The 16503-nt window shown below is 58.5% G+C and carries 13 protein-coding genes; 5 read left to right on the top strand and 8 right to left on the bottom strand.

The window, feature by feature from the left end; all coding sequences use genetic code 11:
• Positions 1-388 precede the first annotated feature (388 nt).
• Together AGR1_RS19280 and AGR1_RS19275 are read left to right on the top strand one after the other, a co-directional pair.
• The gene (locus AGR1_RS19280) at positions 389-754 is read left to right on the top strand and encodes a PAS domain-containing protein (RefSeq protein ID WP_080794926.1); all 366 of its coding nucleotides are present in this window, start codon (positions 389-391) and stop codon (positions 752-754) included.
• A gap of 111 nt (positions 755-865) precedes the next feature.
• Positions 866-1861, top strand: a complete 996-nt coding sequence (locus tag AGR1_RS19275) for a KpsF/GutQ family sugar-phosphate isomerase (protein ID WP_080794929.1) — start codon at positions 866-868, stop codon at positions 1859-1861.
• Between the two features lie 20 nt (positions 1862-1881).
• On the opposite strand, the gene AGR1_RS19270 is transcribed toward AGR1_RS19275, so the two are convergent.
• The 6 genes from AGR1_RS19270 to AGR1_RS19245 all read right to left on the bottom strand — a co-directional run bounded on the left by AGR1_RS19270 (position 1882) and on the right by AGR1_RS19245 (position 8927).
• Complete coding sequence (locus tag AGR1_RS19270) at positions 1882-2346, bottom strand: NfeD family protein (RefSeq protein WP_077983505.1); 465 nt, start codon at positions 2344-2346, stop codon at positions 1882-1884.
• A gap of 2 nt (positions 2347-2348) precedes the next feature.
• On the bottom strand, positions 2349-3398 hold the full coding sequence (locus AGR1_RS19265) for an SPFH domain-containing protein (protein ID WP_080794932.1): 1050 nt from the start codon (positions 3396-3398) through the stop codon (positions 2349-2351).
• 57 nt (positions 3399-3455) lie between these two features.
• Positions 3456-4490, bottom strand: a complete 1035-nt coding sequence (hemH, locus tag AGR1_RS19260) for a ferrochelatase (protein ID WP_077983503.1) — start codon at positions 4488-4490, stop codon at positions 3456-3458.
• Positions 4491-4841: 351 nt separating this feature from the next.
• A complete protein-coding gene (locus AGR1_RS19255; protein ID WP_149147882.1) occupies positions 4842-6740 on the bottom strand; it encodes a 5'-nucleotidase C-terminal domain-containing protein in 1899 nt (632 codons plus the stop codon).
• A 217-nt stretch (positions 6741-6957) separates the two neighbouring features.
• Entirely contained in the window at positions 6958-7332 is a 375-nt protein-coding gene (gene omp10, locus AGR1_RS19250) for an outer membrane lipoprotein Omp10 (RefSeq protein ID WP_077983501.1), read from the bottom strand.
• Between the two features lie 149 nt (positions 7333-7481).
• Positions 7482-8927, bottom strand: coding sequence for a homospermidine synthase (locus AGR1_RS19245; RefSeq protein ID WP_149147881.1), 1446 nt, complete (start codon positions 8925-8927; stop codon positions 7482-7484).
• Positions 8928-9185: 258 nt separating this feature from the next.
• Here AGR1_RS19245 and AGR1_RS19240 point away from each other — a divergent pair, with 258 nt between their 5' ends.
• Positions 9186-10094, top strand: a complete 909-nt coding sequence (locus tag AGR1_RS19240; protein WP_149147880.1) for a GGDEF domain-containing protein — start codon at positions 9186-9188, stop codon at positions 10092-10094.
• Here AGR1_RS19240 and AGR1_RS19235 read toward each other — a convergent pair.
• Positions 10091-10726, bottom strand: a complete 636-nt coding sequence (locus AGR1_RS19235; RefSeq protein ID WP_080794952.1) for an aminotransferase class IV family protein — start codon at positions 10724-10726, stop codon at positions 10091-10093. The genes AGR1_RS19240 and AGR1_RS19235 overlap by 4 nt on opposite strands.
• A gap of 98 nt (positions 10727-10824) precedes the next feature.
• Positions 10825-12675, bottom strand: coding sequence for a M3 family oligoendopeptidase (locus AGR1_RS19230; protein ID WP_149147879.1), 1851 nt, complete (start codon positions 12673-12675; stop codon positions 10825-10827).
• Positions 12676-12844: 169 nt separating this feature from the next.
• On the opposite strand from AGR1_RS19230, the gene AGR1_RS19225 reads away from it, so the two are divergent.
• Together AGR1_RS19225 and AGR1_RS19220 are read left to right on the top strand one after the other, a co-directional pair.
• Positions 12845-14392 carry a sigma-54 dependent transcriptional regulator gene (locus tag AGR1_RS19225; protein ID WP_080794955.1) on the top strand — a complete coding sequence of 516 codons (1548 nt, stop codon included), beginning with the start codon at positions 12845-12847 and terminating at the stop codon, positions 14390-14392.
• 176 nt (positions 14393-14568) lie between these two features.
• Entirely contained in the window at positions 14569-16458 is a 1890-nt protein-coding gene (locus AGR1_RS19220; RefSeq protein WP_187772232.1) for a DUF882 domain-containing protein, read from the top strand.
• Positions 16459-16503: the final 45 nt, after the last annotated feature.

The raw sequence follows: 16503 nt of genomic DNA, 5'->3' as shown, positions 1-16503 counted from the left end.
CGGATCGAAGGACAACCAAGACATTCCCTCAGGCCCGATGAGTAACAGGCCGATGAAATGACGTGAAGGAACCAGGGACCAGACAGGCGACGCAAGTTTTAACATCGCTTTAACAATAGGTTTTTATGGTTAACAGTTAATAAAGATCGTCTGGCGTTCAGCCTTATGGCAGTGGCAGAAAATTAACGGCGCCGATCATTGGATCTGGCAGGCCGATTTCACCCGTCGCCATGACTGGAAGAAAATGGTCAAGAATGCAAAAAATTTCTAATATGAGAAGATTAAAACGTTTCAATTTGGTGCGGAATCGCCCTATGGTTTATAGGGGCTTATCTTCTATTGCCCAGCAAGTGGTATTGAATTTTATTTTGTGTGACAGCATCGTTTCATGAATCCGGTTTTGAACACCAAGCAGCTCGGTTTTTATTGTTGGGATATTACCAATGACCGTTTTTATCTAGACAAAGTATGTGCTGAACTCTTTGGGATTCCACTGCGACAGGCGATGCAGGGTATCAGCATTTTTCAGATGCTTGAAAAAGTGGATCTCGATCATCGAAACCGCGTGATCGAATCGGCATTGATCACCCTGAAGGCCGCAAGTTTTTATAATCAGGAATACGCCGTGCGCCGCAGCGACGGCTCGGTCTCATGGGTAAGGACGCTCGGGCGGTATCTGGTCGACGAGGAAAACATCCCCTTCAAACGGCTTGGAACGATGGAGGAGATTTCTCCGCCGGATCGGCGTCATTGACGAGGCGCCGCTTTACCGAAACCGCTGGAGATTTTCGGGCGGCATCTACTAAAACCCTGCGCCCGCCGGTGAAGAGTGGACTTATTTCGGTTGAAAGAGTAACAGTCGGCCATGATTACACGCGCCGTCAAATTGGTCGAAGACAACGCCATCGAATCCGCCTTGCGGACGATCTCAATGGAGCGAGCTGGCCTTGCCGCCCTCGAGGATGCTCTGAGGAACGGTCTTTCCGACCCCTTCTGCAAGGCGATCGAGACCATCGGCCAGTCGAATGGCCGCCTCATCATTACCGGGGTCGGAAAAAGCGGCCACATAGGCGCAAAACTTGCGGCCACCTTCGCCTCCACCGGCACGCCCGCCTTTTTTGTGCATGCGGCGGAGGCCAATCACGGCGATCTCGGCATGATCGGCGGCGATGATGTGGTGCTGGCCATTTCCAAGGGCGGCGAAAGCGCAGAACTGCGTAGCATCATCAACTATTCGCGCCGTTTCTCCATTCCGCTGATCGCGCTCACCTGTTCGGAAAATTCATCGCTGGCGCGGGCTTCCGACATCGTGCTGCTGGTTCCCAATGAGCAGGAAGCCTGCCCGCTCGGCCTTGCGCCGACGACCTCTACGTTGATGCAGCTTGCGCTGGGCGATGCCCTTGCCGTTGCGCTTCTGGAGGCGCGCAATTTTACTGCCGGTGACTTCAAGGTGTTTCATCCCGGCGGCAAGCTGGGGGCGAGCCTGACGCTGGTCGGCGATATCATGCATACGGGCGACCGCGTGCCGCTGGTCAACAAGGGAACCGCCATGCCGGAAGCAGTCGGTGTTCTCTCCCGCAAGCATTTCGGCTGTGTCGGCGTTCTGGACGAGGATGGCCGCCTGTGCGGCATCGTCACCGAGGGCGATATGGCGCGCAACCTGTCGCGCAACCTCGCCGAGATGACGGTCGATGACATCATGACCCGCACGCCGAAAACTGTTAAAAAGTCCGTGCTGGCGACCAGTGCGCTGGCGACGCTGGAGAAATTCCACATTGGTGCGCTGATTGTCATCGATGAGGACAACCGGCCCATTGGGCTGGTGCATTTCCACGATCTCTTGAGAATTGGCGTGGCTTGAAGCGGCCGCCGATCTTGAACTTATCGGTCTAGTGGCTCGATTGTCAGCGTGCGTCCGCGTGCGGAAGCGATTCTCACCCGGGTGCCGGCCGGCAGGTCTTCGCCGTTGACCGGCCACCATGTGTCGTCCAGCCTGATCCGGCCACGCCCTTCGACAATCGGTTCCTGAAGGGTCGCGGTGCGTCCGACAAGACTTGCCTCCCGCTGGTTGAGGAAGGGTTCGTCGCTCGCAGCCCTGTTTCTTCCGAAATATTTCCGGCCGAGCAGGGCGAAAACGATGGAGAGCGCGGCAAACAGCACCAACTGCAATTGCCAGGCCCAGAATGCAGCATCCCACAAAAGCAGCGAGACCGCGCCGATAACCAGCGCGGCAAGGCCGATCCAGATCAGGAACACGCCGGGAGCGATGAGTTCGGCGGCCAGAAGCACGAAGGCGACGATCCACCAGCTCCATGGCCCCAGCTCAGTGGCAAGCTGTTGTAACATCATCACTTCTCCGACGAGGAACCGAATGGATTACCAGGGATCGTGACGTTGATGCTCTGGCCGGAGGGTCGCGTCGGCGGCACGGAGCGGGACGCCGTGGAGGCGGCAGGCGCAGTCGGTGCGTCGCCCCTTTCGCCGAAGACCTCTTTCGCAATCGTGCCGATACCGCCGAGGGAACCGATCAGCGCCGAAGCCTCCATCGGCATCAGCACGATTTTGGAATTCTTCGCGGTGCCGATCTCGGCGAGCGCCTCAGTGTATTTCTGGGCGACAAAATAGTTAATGGCGTGGACATTGCCGGCGGCAATGGCTTCCGAGACCATGCGGGTGGCGTTGGCCTCGGCCTCGGCCAGACGTTCGCGCGCCTCGGCGTCGCGGAACGCCGCCTCGCGTTGGCCTTCGGCCTCAAGAATGGCGGATTGTTTTGCGCCTTCCGCGCGCAGAATCTGGGCGTTGCGGGCGCCTTCGGCTTCCAGCACCTGTGCGCGTTTTTCGCGCTCCGCCTTCATCTGCCGCGCCATGGAATCGACGAGATCCTTCGGCGGCGCGATGTCCTTGATTTCGATGCGGGTGACCTTGATACCCCATGGCCCGACGGCCTCATCGACCACGCGCAGCAGGCGATCGTTGATGGCGTCACGGTTCGACAGCAACTCGTCGAGGTCCATCGAGCCCATCACCGAGCGGATATTGGTCATGGTAAGGTTCTGGATGGCGTTTTCCAGATTGGCGATCTGATAGGCGGCCTGCGCGGCGTTCAAAACCTGGTAGAAGGCCACCGCATCGGCGGAAACGCTGGCATTGTCGCGGGTAATGACTTCCTGGGTGGCGATATCCAGCACCTGTTCCATCACATTCATGCGGGCGCCGATACGCTCGAAGAAGGGTATGATCAGGTTAAGGCCCGGTTCGAGCGTGCGGGTATAACGCCCGAAACGTTCAACCGTGTAGCGATATCCCTGCGGCACGGTCTTGATGCCGGCAAACAGCACCAGAATGACCAGAACCACTGCCGCCAGCACGACGATATCGAAACCGCCCAATGCAATCATCACTTTTCCTCCAGATCAGAACTATGCGGGTTTTAGCCCGGCATCGTTATGGCAAGATTACACCCACCCTTGCAACTCCCGTCTCACAACCTTTTCGAGAACATTCATGCCCTCGGCACTGTCGTTCAGGCAGGGAATATGGGTAAATTTCTCTCCGCCATTATGCAGGAAAATCTCGCCCGCTTCACCGGCGATTTCTTCCAGTGTCTCAAGACAATCCGAAACGAAGCCGGGATTCATCACGGCGATGCGCTTGACGCCTTCCGACGCCAGCTTTTCCACGGTCTTGTCGGTATAGGGCTGCAACCATTCTTCCGGTCCGAAACGCGACTGGAAGGTGATCATGAAATTTTTCTCTGTACGCCCCAGCGCCTCGCGCAGCAGCCGGGCGGTTTTCTGGCAGTGACAATAATAAGGATCGCCTTTTTTGAAATAGGATTGCGGAATGCCGTGGAAGGAGGTGATCAGCATTTCCGGTTCCCAGTCCAGCGTCGCAAGATGGTTTTTCACTGAGGCGGCAAGCGCCTCGATATAGGCCGGATCGTCATGATACGGCGGGACGGTGCGGATGGCTGGCTGCCAGCGCAGCTTCATCAGGTGTTCGAAAGCCTTGTCGTTCACAGTTGCCGTCGTCGACGCAGCATATTGCGGATAAAGCGGGAAGAGCAGGATTTTTTCGCAGCCCAGTTCCTTCAGCGCGTCGATCCTCGAGGCGATGGAGGGCTGGCCGTAACGCATGCCCCAGTCGACCACAACATTTGGCAGGTCTTTCAGCGCTTCCGCCAGCAACTCGCCCTGGCTGCGTGTATAGGTGCGCAGATAACTTTCGTTGCGCTCGTGGTTCCAGATTTCCTCATAGGCCTTGCCGACTTTCTGCGGGCGCTTGTTGAGGACAATGCCGTAAAGGATCGGATACCAGTAGAGACGCGACCATTCGATTACCCGCTTGTCGCTCAGGAATTCCGCCAGATAACGGCGCATCGACCAATAATCCGTACCGTCTGGCGTGCCGAGGTTGACCAGCAGGACGCCGACCTTGCCAAATGCCGTGCGGGGATGGTTTGCGGGGAGTGCTGATAGTTCTGTCGCCATGAATGACACCCTGAAACTCTGACTGGTTGCGTGAGGAGCGGTTCGTTCCGGATAAGGGCTGAAACGCTCCATCTTCTGTTTATGCGCCGAACACAAACCACGACGGGGTTGGGCCGACAATGCCCGAGCTATACGCCCGCGCCGTCAATTCGTTCACGTGTTCTAGACGAAATTTTTCAGGATTAAACCACTGGCGAAGGCTATTTCCCGGGCGGGGGGAGCTGCTGGAGGTTCCTTGCCAAAATTATATCCGTAACAATTTGTTTTAAAAAGGAAAATAAGAAGACGGCCCTGGTCTCCGAGGGCCGTCTTCGTGTCTGCGGCAAATTGCCCTGTTCGTTCCGGTCCGGCTTATTGAGCCGGCAGTTCCAGTTCCTCGCCGATCTCTATGTGGTTTGGATGCCGCAGCGTGTTTGCCTTGGCAATTTTGCTCCAGAGAGCGCCGTCGCCATATTTTTCCTCTGCGATCTTCCAGAGCGAGTCGCCCTTTTCAACGACATATTTGCTGGGGGCTGCTTGTGCAGTTGCAGGCGCTGCCGGGGCCGTCGCAGCGGGCGCCGGTGCAGCACTGGTGGTTGCGGCGGGCGCGGGGGCTGATGCCGGCGGTGCTGGCTGTTTCGCAGGCGCCACGTAATCCGCAGGGGTTGCGTCGGTGATGCGGCCATCCATATGCGGCTTGTAGGGGCTGTTGGCGCTGATATAGGCGGCAACCGCGTCTTCAAGACTTGGGCCGAAGTCATAGGGGTTTATCGCCTTGGTCGCGAAGACCTTGTAGCCGTCACCACCCGAGCGCATGTAGTTGTTGGAGACGACGCCATAGGTCTTGTTGGGGTCGAGCGGCACGAAGCTTTCGCCTTCCTTGACCTCGACGGAAACAACGCGGCTACCTGGCGGCTTGGAGCGGTCGAACGAATATTTGAGGCCGGCGACCTGCGCAAAACGGCCGGCGCCTTCTTCGATCTGGCTCGCGCCGTTCTCAAGAGCCGCGACCAGATCCGAACCTTTCAGCTGAAACGTGGCAATGGAATTCTGGAACGGCAGGACCGTCAGGACTTCACCCATCGTTACCGTTCCGGCATCGATGGAAGCGCGCAAACCGCCGCCGTTCTGAATGGCGATGGTCACGCCCTGATCCTTGACGCGATCCAGCAGCGCGTCGGAAACGAGATTGCCCATCGTGCATTCCTTGGCGCGGCAAACTTCACGCGAACCGTCGATCACACTTTCGGAGGAGCCGATTTCCTTTTTCTTCATCTCCTCGAGCGGGCCGGCAAGCTCCGTCACGCGTTTGGTGAATGCATCGTCCGGCGTAACCGAGACATCGAGAAGTTTCGGTGCGCCTTCGGCGGATTTGACGACGCCATTGTCATCGAAGGTCACGGCGAGGTCGCCGAGATATTTCGAATAGGCGTAGGCCGTTACGATTGGAACATCGATCCCCGACGGGTTCTTGACGAGCGTGGGATAAGGACCGGCGGCCTTGGGGTCGGTGCTGGAAAGCAGGGTGTGACTATGACCGCCGACGATGACATCGATACCGTCCACTGCCTGCGCTATTTCCTGATCCCGGACGTAACCGACGTGCGAAAGCAGCACGATCTTGTTGACACCCTGATCCTGAATTTCCTTTACGGCGCCTTTCAGATAGGCGATCTCGTCTTCGAAGCTGATCTTGTCGCCCGGCGAGGAGGTCTCGTTGGTGTCGGTCGCAAGCACCGAAACCACGGCGACCTTCTGACCGCCCAGATCCTTGATGACGTAGCCCTTGTACTTATCGGCCAGAATGGAGCCTGCGGCCGCCTTGGTGTTTCCGGAAATGATCGGGAACTTCAGCGCGTTGATGAATTTCAGCAGCTCTTCCGGACCGTCATCGAATTCATGATTGCCGATTGCCATGGCATCGAAGCCGATGCCGTTCATGAATTCAGCAATCGGTCCGCTCTTGTACTGCGTATAGAACAGCGAGCCCTGGAACTGATCACCGGCATCGAGAACGAGGAGGTTGGCGCCGCTGCCAAGCTCTCCGCGGCGCGCGTCGATCGCGCCTTTCACACGGGCGATACCGCCGAAGCATTCCTTCTTTTCCGTTTCGGCAGGTGAGCAGGTCGAATCGAATTTGTTGATCGCCTCGATACGTGAGTGAAGGTCATTGATGTGAAGAATGTTAAGTTTGTAGTCGGCCAGAGCGACCCCGGCTGAAAGCGTCATTGCCGAAACGCTCAGCATACCCAGCGCCAAAATTTTCCTCATCGTCCCTCTCTCTTGTTCAAAGCGGAAGTACAGGCCGGCTGATCATCCCCCGACCGAACTCATTTTTTAATCCGAAAACATGTCAGTCTTTCGAACGTCGGATGTTTCCATTTAGCGGCAGCCGCCGCAAGCGAAATTATGACAGGCGCGCAATAAAGAAAAACGCACGCTGAAGGCGTGCGTTTCAGAAGGTCATCCCATTAAAAAAACGGTGTTATCAGCCCTGGCGCGTCAGCGAGAACTGGCTGTTCGTATCCGTCGTGCAGTTCAATTGTGACGGGGAGACGAGGGCGCAGTTTACGCGCGACTGCGTGTTGCGCACCAGCGAGGTCATGTTGATTTCGTAAAGCGTCGGCGAAATCGTGACATAGGTGCCGGAGGCCAGAAGCGTGTTGGTGTCGGTCGATCGGGTGGAGAAGGCGCCGTTCTGGAAGGTCGATACGATGCCGTTGCGGTCGATCCAGCGGCCATCGACGGCCGGGCCGCGGGAAAGCGAAGGCGCCATCGAGGACTGCTGCGAGGGTCCCGGCGCGACGCATGAAGACACCGCTATGGCGGCTGAAAGCAAAGCAGCGCTTGTCTTGAAGTTCATGAGCCTGTTCTCCTGCGATTCGATGAAACTTTCTATGCTTCGACCATGCCGTGAAGCGTTTCTTATTTCAAGGCAACGTTGCTCGCTCTCCCCGGTTCCTGACGTCATTCAGGAAAGCCTCTGCGTGACAAATATGAGACTCCGTCCCGTCAGCGCACGAGGATGTTGCGAAACTGCCAGGGGTCGGACGTATCGATGTTGTCGGGAAACAGGCCGGGGCGGCCATCGGTCGGTTTCCAGTCGGTATAATGGCCCTCCACGGGTCCGAGATAGGGGCGCTGCACCTCGAGACAACGGCGGTAATCCATTTCATCCGCCTCGACGATGCCGGCTTCAGGATTTTCGATTGCCCAGACCATGCCGGCCAGAACCGCGGAACTGACCTGCAATCCAGTGGCATTCTGGCTGGGGGCGAGTGAGCGCGCTTCCTGCAGGCTCAACCGCGAGCCATACCAATAGGCATTCCTGTCATGGCCATAAAGAAGAACGCCGAGTTCATCGGCGCCGTCGACAAGCTCGTCTTCGGTAAGCACATGCTGGACGGGCTGAGGGGTGCCGCCATTGCCGAAAAGTTCATGCAGGGAAAGAATGGCGTCGTTGCAGGGATGATAGGCATAATGGCAGGTTGGCCGATACGTCACGTCGCCATCATCGTTGCGGACGGTGAAATAGTCGGAAATCGAAATCGCTTCGTTATGCGTGACGAGAAATCCATATTGCGGACCCAGACCCGGACACCATGTCCGCACCCGCGTATTGGCGCCGGGCTGGTCGAGATAGATCGCCGCCTTGCTTCCCTTTTTCTGTTTTTTCGCGTTTTTCGGCATCCAGTTTTCATGTGTTCCCCAGCCGAGTTCGGCGGGCTGAAAACCCTCCGCGATAAAACCTTCAACGGACCATGTGTTCCAGAAAGCGCCGAAGGGCTTGGGTTCCTTCGCCCGCTGGGTGTCGCGTTCGGCCACGTGAACGCCTTTGACGCCAAGCCGCTTCATCAGCTTTGCCCAGCCCTCCCGGTCGTGCGGCTGTGGCTCCTCGATGTCGTGGCCGGTATCCTTGGCGAGATTGACGAGCGCCTGTTTCACGAACCAGGACACCATGCCCGGATTGGCGCCGCAGGTGGAAACGGCCGTCGTGCCGCCGGGCTTGCGCGCCCTCTCCTTCAACATGGTCTCGCGCAGCGAATAGTTGGTTCTGGCCGCATTGTCGGCATCGGCGTCGAAATAAAAACCGGGCCAGGGTTCGACGACCGTGTCGATGTAAAGCATGCCATGCTTGCGACAGATCCGCATCAGATCGACGGAGGCGGCATCGACCGAAAGATTGACGCAGAAGCCCTGGCCCTGAACGCCCTTGAGGAGCGGCTTCAGAATCTCGCGGTAATTTTCCTTGGTCAGATGCGTCTGGACATGGCGGATGTTCCTTTCGGCCAGAAAGGCGGCGATGTCCTCGCGCGGGTCGATGACGACGAGCCGGGTTCTGTCGAAATTGAAATGACGCTCGATCAACGGAAGAGTGCCGCGCCCGATGGAGCCGAAGCCGATCATGATGATGGGGCCGTCAATGTCGCCGTAAATCGGGTGGTCTGCATCCGTCATTCGTCAATTTTCCTTTTTCAGCCAATAAGTAAGCTAGATCACAAAAGCGTGCCACAATAAAGGGCAGGTGGATGACGGACATATGACGATGGTTATGACAGGACGGGCTCGGGCGTCCTTTCCTCGGCATTCTGCCTCTTCGCATTTTAGAGAGTGCGTTTATAATTAAGTTCTTCTTTTCCTCTCTATGTCCAAAGGCTTGGGGGCTTTGGCCGGATGACGACGGGGGAATTTTCATCATCGCAGGGGAGTTGCCCGTTGAATAGTCTTATCGAGCGTGTCGCAGCGCTTCAGAGCGCCACCCCCGTTCTTATTGCCCTTTACGATTCCGAAGATCGGTTGCGTCATGCCAATCCGTCATTTCGGCAAAGCTTTCAGCTCGCCGCCGGCGATTTTCCGACCTGGGCGGACATCATGCGCTTGAACCACCGGCTGCGTAGCGGCGTCGTCGTCCGCAACAATGATTTCGAGGGGTGGCTGCTGTCGGCGCAATCCCGGCGCGGCAAGCTGCCTTATCGCGCCTTTGAGATGGACATGCATGACGGCCGCTGGTTCTGGATGACGGAAACGGTGCAGCAGGATGGCTGGATGCTGTGCGTCGCAAGCGACGTTACCGAATTGCGCCAGGGTTACAGGACGCTACGACAGGACCGGGATCTGGCGGTGCGCGCCTCGCAGACGGATGAATTGACCGGAACTGCAAACCGCCGCTTCGTCTTCGCCAAGCTGGCTCTGCAGGTGGAACGGGTTGCCAAGGGGCTTGAAACACCCTTTTGCCTGTGCACGCTCGATATCGATTTTTTCAAGCAGATCAATGATCGTTTCGGTCATAAATGCGGGGACGCGGTGCTTCGCGATTTCGTCGGCATCGCCCATTCAGTCATCCGGCGGGTGGATTGTTTCGGCAGGATCGGCGGCGAGGAATTCATGCTCATCCTGCCGCGCAGCACGGTGGCCGAGGGCCGGGAGATCGTCGAACGGCTGCTGCAGAAGGTGCGTCTTTCGAGGCCTCTCTCTGAATTCCCGGATTTTTCCTACAGCTGCTCGGCCGGGCTGACGGTGTATCGCGCACCGGAAAGCACCGATGATGTTTTCATGCGGGCGGATCAGGCTCTTTATGCGGCCAAGGACAAAGGCCGCGACCGGCTTCTGGCGGTGACTGTTTAAACGAGTTCCGCCGCAATCAATCCATGCAGAGAATTGCCGACGAAGAGTTTCCGGCCGGCAATGTCGTCCGGTTTCAGCGACTGTCCGCGCGCCCTGCGGTCGCGGATCAGATCGGCGCGCAGCACACCCGGCAGAATGCCGCTGTCGAGCGGCGGCGTCAGTAACTGCCCATCCGGCATTTCGACGAAAATGCTGGTCGACGATCCCTCGCACAACTCACCGCGCTCGTTGAGCAGCAGCACCTCGTCGGCCTCCCCGGCTGAAAATTCGGCCCGGGCGGCATCATAGGGCTCGCGGCGTGAGGACTTGTGGCGATAGAAGGTATCGGAGGAATCGAGCCTGGTCTGCCGGGCGATGCGAACCCGCCAGACGGCGTCCTGGGCCAAGGGCTGGAAGTCGGCCGTTTCGATATCGAGTTCGCCCTTGTAGTTCATGACCAGCCTGACGCAGAGCGGCTTTTCGCCGCCCACCTTCTTTTCCAGCACCTGAACCGCATTGACCGGCGCGCGAAAACCGAGCGCGTCGGCCGAGCGCAGCAATCGGCGCATATGCTGGTCGATGCGGTGAAAGCCGGTCTGCGGCTCCCAGCGCAGGGTTTCCCTCAAGGTCAGATCGGCGGGTTTGCGTTTCATTGCCTGTGCTCGTCGCCTGAATTGTTTACCGGTGTTCCGCCGGCAATATCAACCGGCAAAGCTTGTCCGGAATAGGATAGCCTTGCCGGCGGAAGAGATTAAGCCTGTTTGTTATCCAGCGCTTCCAGCTCGTCGATCAGCCCTTCGATCATCGAAAGCCCCTTGTCCCAGAACGAGGGATCGGTCGCGTCGAGGCCGAAGGGCTTCAGAAGCTCTGAATGGTGTTTGGTGCCGCCCGCCTTCAGAAGCTCGAAATATTTCTCCTGAAAGCCCGTTTCGGCCTTCTGATAAACCGCATAGAGCGAGTTCACCAGGCAGTCGCCGAAGGCGTAGGCATAAACATAAAAGGGCGAGTGAATGAAATGGGGGATGTAGGTCCACCATGTCTCGTAGCCTTCGGAAATCCGGATTGCCGGACCAAGGCTCTCGGCCTGAACGGACAGCCACAATTCGCCGATTTGCTCGGAGGTCAGTTCGCCCTGTTTGCGGGCGGTGTGCAGTTTGCGCTCGAATTCATAAAAAGCGATCTGGCGTACGACCGTGTTGATCATGTCCTCGACCTTGCGGGCGAGCATGGCCTTGCGTTCCCGGATGTCCCTCGTGTCGTCGAGCAGCTTGCGGAAGGTCAGCATTTCCCCGAAGACTGAGGCGGTCTCGGCAAGCGTCAGCGGCGTCGCGCACATCAAGGCGCCCTGTTCACCGGCCAGAACCTGATGAACGCCGTGGCCGAGTTCGTGGGCGAGCGTCATCACGTCACGTGGTTTACCGAGATAATTGACCAGCACATAAGGATGGGCCGAAGGTACGGTCGGATGCGCGAAGGCGCCCGGCGCCTTGCCGGGGCGTGCGGGGGCGTCGATCCACTCTTCATCGAAGAAACGACGGGCAATATCGGCCATCTCGGGGGCGAAATTGCCATAGGCGGAAAGCACCGTGTCCTTTGCCTCATCCCAGGGAATGATCGTGTTCGACGTATCGGGAAGCGGCGCGTTGCGGTCCCAATAATTCATCTGCTCCATGCCGAGCCATTTCGCCTTCATGGCGTAATAACGATGCGAGAGGCGCGGATAGGCTTTCTTGACCGCCGCGGCCAAAGCATCGACCACTTCGCGCTCGACGCGGTTGGCGAGATGACGGCTATCGGCAATATCCTCGAATTTGCGCCAGCGGTCGGAAATGTCCTTGTCCTTGGCAAGCGTGTTGGTGATGAGCGTGAAGACGCGCAGATTGTCCTTGAAGGTGGCGCTCAGCGCTTGAGCCGCTTTCTTTCGGGTTTCGGGCTCCGGCTCCTGCAGCATGTTGAGCGTCACTTCCAGCGGCAGGCTCGCGCCGTCAATGTCGAAACGCAGATCGGCCATCGTCTCGTCGAACAGACGGTTGAAGGCCGCTGCGCTGGTCATCGATTTTTCGAGGAACAGCTGTTCCAGCTGGTCGTCGAGCTGGTGCGGCTTGTCCTTGCGCAAATCCACCAGCCAAGGGCGGTAGTGACCCGCTACGGCGTCACTCGCCATGCAGGCGTCCATTGTGGCGTCATCGATGCGGTTGAGCTCAAGGGTGAAGAACAGGAGGTGGGAGGAAATATCCGTCAGCTTCGCCTGGGCATCGCCGTAAAGCTTGCCGTTTGCCGGGTTCGACGTATCGGAAAAATAGGTGAGCCCGGCAAAGGAGCCGATGCGGCCGATGAGATCATCCAGCGCTTCATATTCCTTGAGCGCAGCGCCGATGCCCTTGTCGCCCGTCGCCTTTGCGGCAGCTTCAAGCCTGCCCTTCCATTTCTTCTCGAAAGCCGCCGCCATCGACTCCGCCTTGTCGAGATCGCCCTTGTATTCCGGCGAATCCCCCGATGGATAGAGGTCCGAGAGCTTCCAGCCGGGCAGGTCGCCAAGCGCCGGACCGGCGGTTTCGGCAAGGGAGAAGACGGGTTGCGGGGTAGGGCGGTTGAGGGTCATCGAACGTGTCCTTCTGATTATGCGTGCGAAGCATATGGGGACCTTGTTTCCCGCGGCAATGGATAAAATGCAAGCAATTCTCAAAACTGGATGTTCAAGTCTCCCATGCCAGAGTGCGGAATAAGGGACCGCATGAAGCAGGTCCATAAACCGGAAACCGGAGCTAAAAATGACCGCGCATGTTCTCGTGATAGACGATGATCCCGTCCAGCGCCGCCTGCTCAAAAATGCGGTGGAACGTTATGGGCATCTCGCCTTGCTCGCCGAAAACGGCAAGGCGGGGCTGGAACTGCTCAAGCAATATAGCGGCGAGATCAACGTCATTGTCCTCGACCTCATGATGCCTGAAATGGACGGGCTTACCTTTCTCAAAGCGATCGGCGAACTCGGCACCGATGTTCCCGTCATTGTCCAGACGGGGCAGGGCGGCATCGATACCGTTGTGCAGGCCATGCGCGCCGGCGCTTTCGATTTTGTCGTCAAGCCGGTTTCGCCGGAAAGGATCGGCGCCGCCATCTCCAATGCGCTCAAGCTCGACAGGAGAGAAGCCAAGGCCCGAACGGGCCGGCGCGGACGGAGCAATGCAGTGAATTTTACCGATATCGTTTCCGCAAGCCCCGCAATGCTGAGGGTCATTGAACTCGCGCAGCGCGCCGCCCAGTCCAGCATTCCCGTGGTGCTGGAAGGCGAATCCGGTGTGGGCAAGGAAATGGTCGCCCGCGCCATCCAGTCGGCCGGAGACAGGGCGAATAAGGCCTTCATCACCGTCAATTGCGGCGCCATTCCCCATAATCTCGTGGAAAGCATCCTCTTCGGCCATGAAAAGGGAGCCTTCACGGGCGCGACGGAAAAACATGTCGGCAAATTCATGGAGGCGGACGGCGGCACGCTGTTCCTCGATGAAATCGGCGATCTGCCGCTGGATGTGCAGGTGAAGCTGCTGCGCGCGGTCCAGCAGGGCGAAATCGAAACCGTCGGCTCCGCACGGGTGCAGAAGGTGAATGTGCGGCTGATTTCCGCCACCAACAAGAACCTCATCGAAGAGGTGAAGGAAGGCCGGTTCCGCGAGGACCTTTATTATCGCCTCAACGTTTTCCCGATCACCATTCCGGCGCTGCGCCGCCGCAAGGAAGATATTCCCCATCTGGCGCGCGTTTTCGCCGAGCGCTTTTCGGCGGAACAGAAATTGCCCAATCCTGTCGGCCTTGACGCCAGCGCGCTGGCGCTGCTGACGGCCTATGATTGGCCGGGTAATATTCGTCAGCTCGAAAACGCCGTCTTCCGCGCCGTGGTGCTGTCGCAGGGCGAGGAACTGTCAGATTCCGATTTTCCGCAGATCGCGCTTCAGCTGCCGGAATTTTCGACCGGCGACGATGCGGACGAGGTCATTCGCTCGCCTTCAGGGGCGTCGCTGAAGCTTGCGGCCTATTCACCGCCTCCGCCGGCGGTTGCTGAAAGCCATGCCGTCATCGAGGAGCCATCGGATATTTCAACCACTATCTACCGGGGCGGAAACCTGATCTCCAGCATGGATGAGTCGGGCAACATCCGCAAACTGGCAGAAATCGAGGAAGAACTTATCCGTTTCGCTCTGCGCTTCTATCGCGGGCAGATGAGCCAGGTCGCCAGAAAGCTCGGCATTGGCCGCTCGACGCTTTATCGCAAGCTGAAGGATTATGGCATCGATCCCGACGATCCCCTTCGAGATGCAGCTTAACGGCACAGACCCCGCACTTGGAGGCAGATCGCAAAATTCGTTAACTTCTGAGCAAGGATATCCGCTTACCGTCTATAAACCTCTTGTTAGTGCCTGATTCACTATATAGAGGAAGGTTGTATGTGTGTGGCAATTTTGCCATCGTGTCACCGTATTTGACGTTCATTTGAGGCAATGTGACAGAAATTGTCTTCCAGGCGGGGATCGAATTGCCATATCTGCATCGGAATAACGCGCTTTCGACTAGGATCGCGCGCGGCTTGATCAAGGATATATGCACGAAGCTGTCGGCGCGAGCTGTCACCTTTGCCTGCCTGATGCTCGCCGCAATGCCTTTCGTAGGTGTTTCGGCGACGGAAGCCGCCGCCGAGACGCGCAGCCTCAAACTGTATTATATCCACACACGCGAGAAGGCGGTCATCACCTTCAAGCGCAATGGGAAATACGACCAGAAGGGTCTGCAGGAGCTGAACCGATTCCTGCGCGACTGGCGTCGCAACCAGCCGACACGCATGGATCCGCGCCTTTTCGATCTCGTCTGGGAAGTTTATCGTCGCAGTGGCGCGACTGACTATATCAACGTTGTTTCGGCCTTCCGTTCGCCCGAGACCAACGGTCTGTTGCGCTCACGCACGAAGGGCGTTGCGGAAAAAAGCCAGCATATGCTCGGCAAGGCCATGGACTTTTATATCCCCGGTGTGAAACTTGCCCGTCTTCGCGAAATCGGCATGCAGATGCAGATCGGCGGCGTCGGCTTTTATCCGACCTCAGGCTCTCCCTTCGTGCACATGGATGTCGGCGGCGTTCGCGCCTGGCCGCGCATGAGCCGCCAGGAGCTCGTCCGCATCTTCCCGAACGGCAATACGCTGCATCTTCCTTCCGACGGCAAGCCGCTTCCCGGTTATGAGCAGGCGCTTGCCGATTACAAGAAGCGCGTCAGTTCCTCCTCCATTCAGGTCGCTTCCAGCGCCGGTGCAGGCCCTGCCTCATCTGGCGGCGGCAAGCGCAAGACGCTGTTGCAGGCCCTCTTCGGCGGCGGTGACGAGGATGAAGATCCAGATAGCATCGCAGCGCCGGCGCCCGCAGAGCGCCCCGCCGTTGCTCGCCCGGCGGCTCCGGAGCCTGAGCCCACGATTGCAGTTGCTTCGGCACAGACGCTTCCGGGTGTAAACGATGCGCCGCTGCCGACGGCCCGACCCGCTTTCGGCAACCAGCCGCCGGCGAATACCGGGCTCGCAACCGCGCTTTATTCTCCGGCTCGCAATGCCGCGCAGGATGCCCTGCAGGCGGCGACCACGCCGACGCCGGCTTCCGCGCCCGCTGAGCGCCAGCAATTTGCCGATCTGGCTGAGGTATCCGTTCCGGTGCCCACACTTCTGGGCCCGCGCGGCATGAGAGGTGATGCGGAAGGATCGATCCTGACGGCTTCTGCAGAGGGTGCGACACCGGCTGCGACCGGCGAACTCGCCTCTGTTCCGGTTCCCGCCAATCGTCCGGCCGTGGCGGAAGCCCTGCTGGCGGCGGCCAATGCCGACCCTGAAGGTGAGGACGATCTCGCCGAGGCGCAGGAGGATACGCTTTCGCCCACGGTGGTTGCTGCTCTTGAACAGAGCGGTCAGGCCGCCCGGTCGCAGGTCCAGTCGGCCGCGATGCCAACCGCTGCGCCATTCCCGGCCGCCGTCAACCACAAGGTTACCGTTGCGCCCGTCGAAACGGCCAAGGCCGAACCTCAGGCTGGCTTCGGTGATGCTTTCGACCTGAAGCCTGCCATCAATGGCGGCCTCAGCGCCGGCCTTCCGACCAAGGGTTCGCGCCCGAGCAAACAGGATGCCGCTGTTTCCCAGCAGGCCATGGTGGGCGGTGGACGCCTGACGCAGGATCTTATTTCGGATTGGGCGCTCAACCAGAACAAGGGTACGACCGGACGCTCGGTAAAGGCGCCGCGTGTTGTCGCCAATCGCATGCTCAGCAACGACATGTCGGCTTCCGCGACTTCCGCGAGCTTCAAGCCCGGTGCCGCGGCCATCGAATCCAGCCGGTTCAGCACGCCGGTGAAGATGCACTGAGCCAACTTTCATAAGGAAGACGGCCGAGAGGCCAACAAAAAACCC

Source organism: Agrobacterium sp. B1(2019) (genome assembly GCF_008274755.1).
Classification (GTDB): domain Bacteria; phylum Pseudomonadota; class Alphaproteobacteria; order Rhizobiales; family Rhizobiaceae; genus Agrobacterium; species Agrobacterium salinitolerans.
The sequence above is the reverse complement of the archived record's forward strand: the minus strand, read 5'-3'. Positions and strand labels throughout refer to the sequence as shown.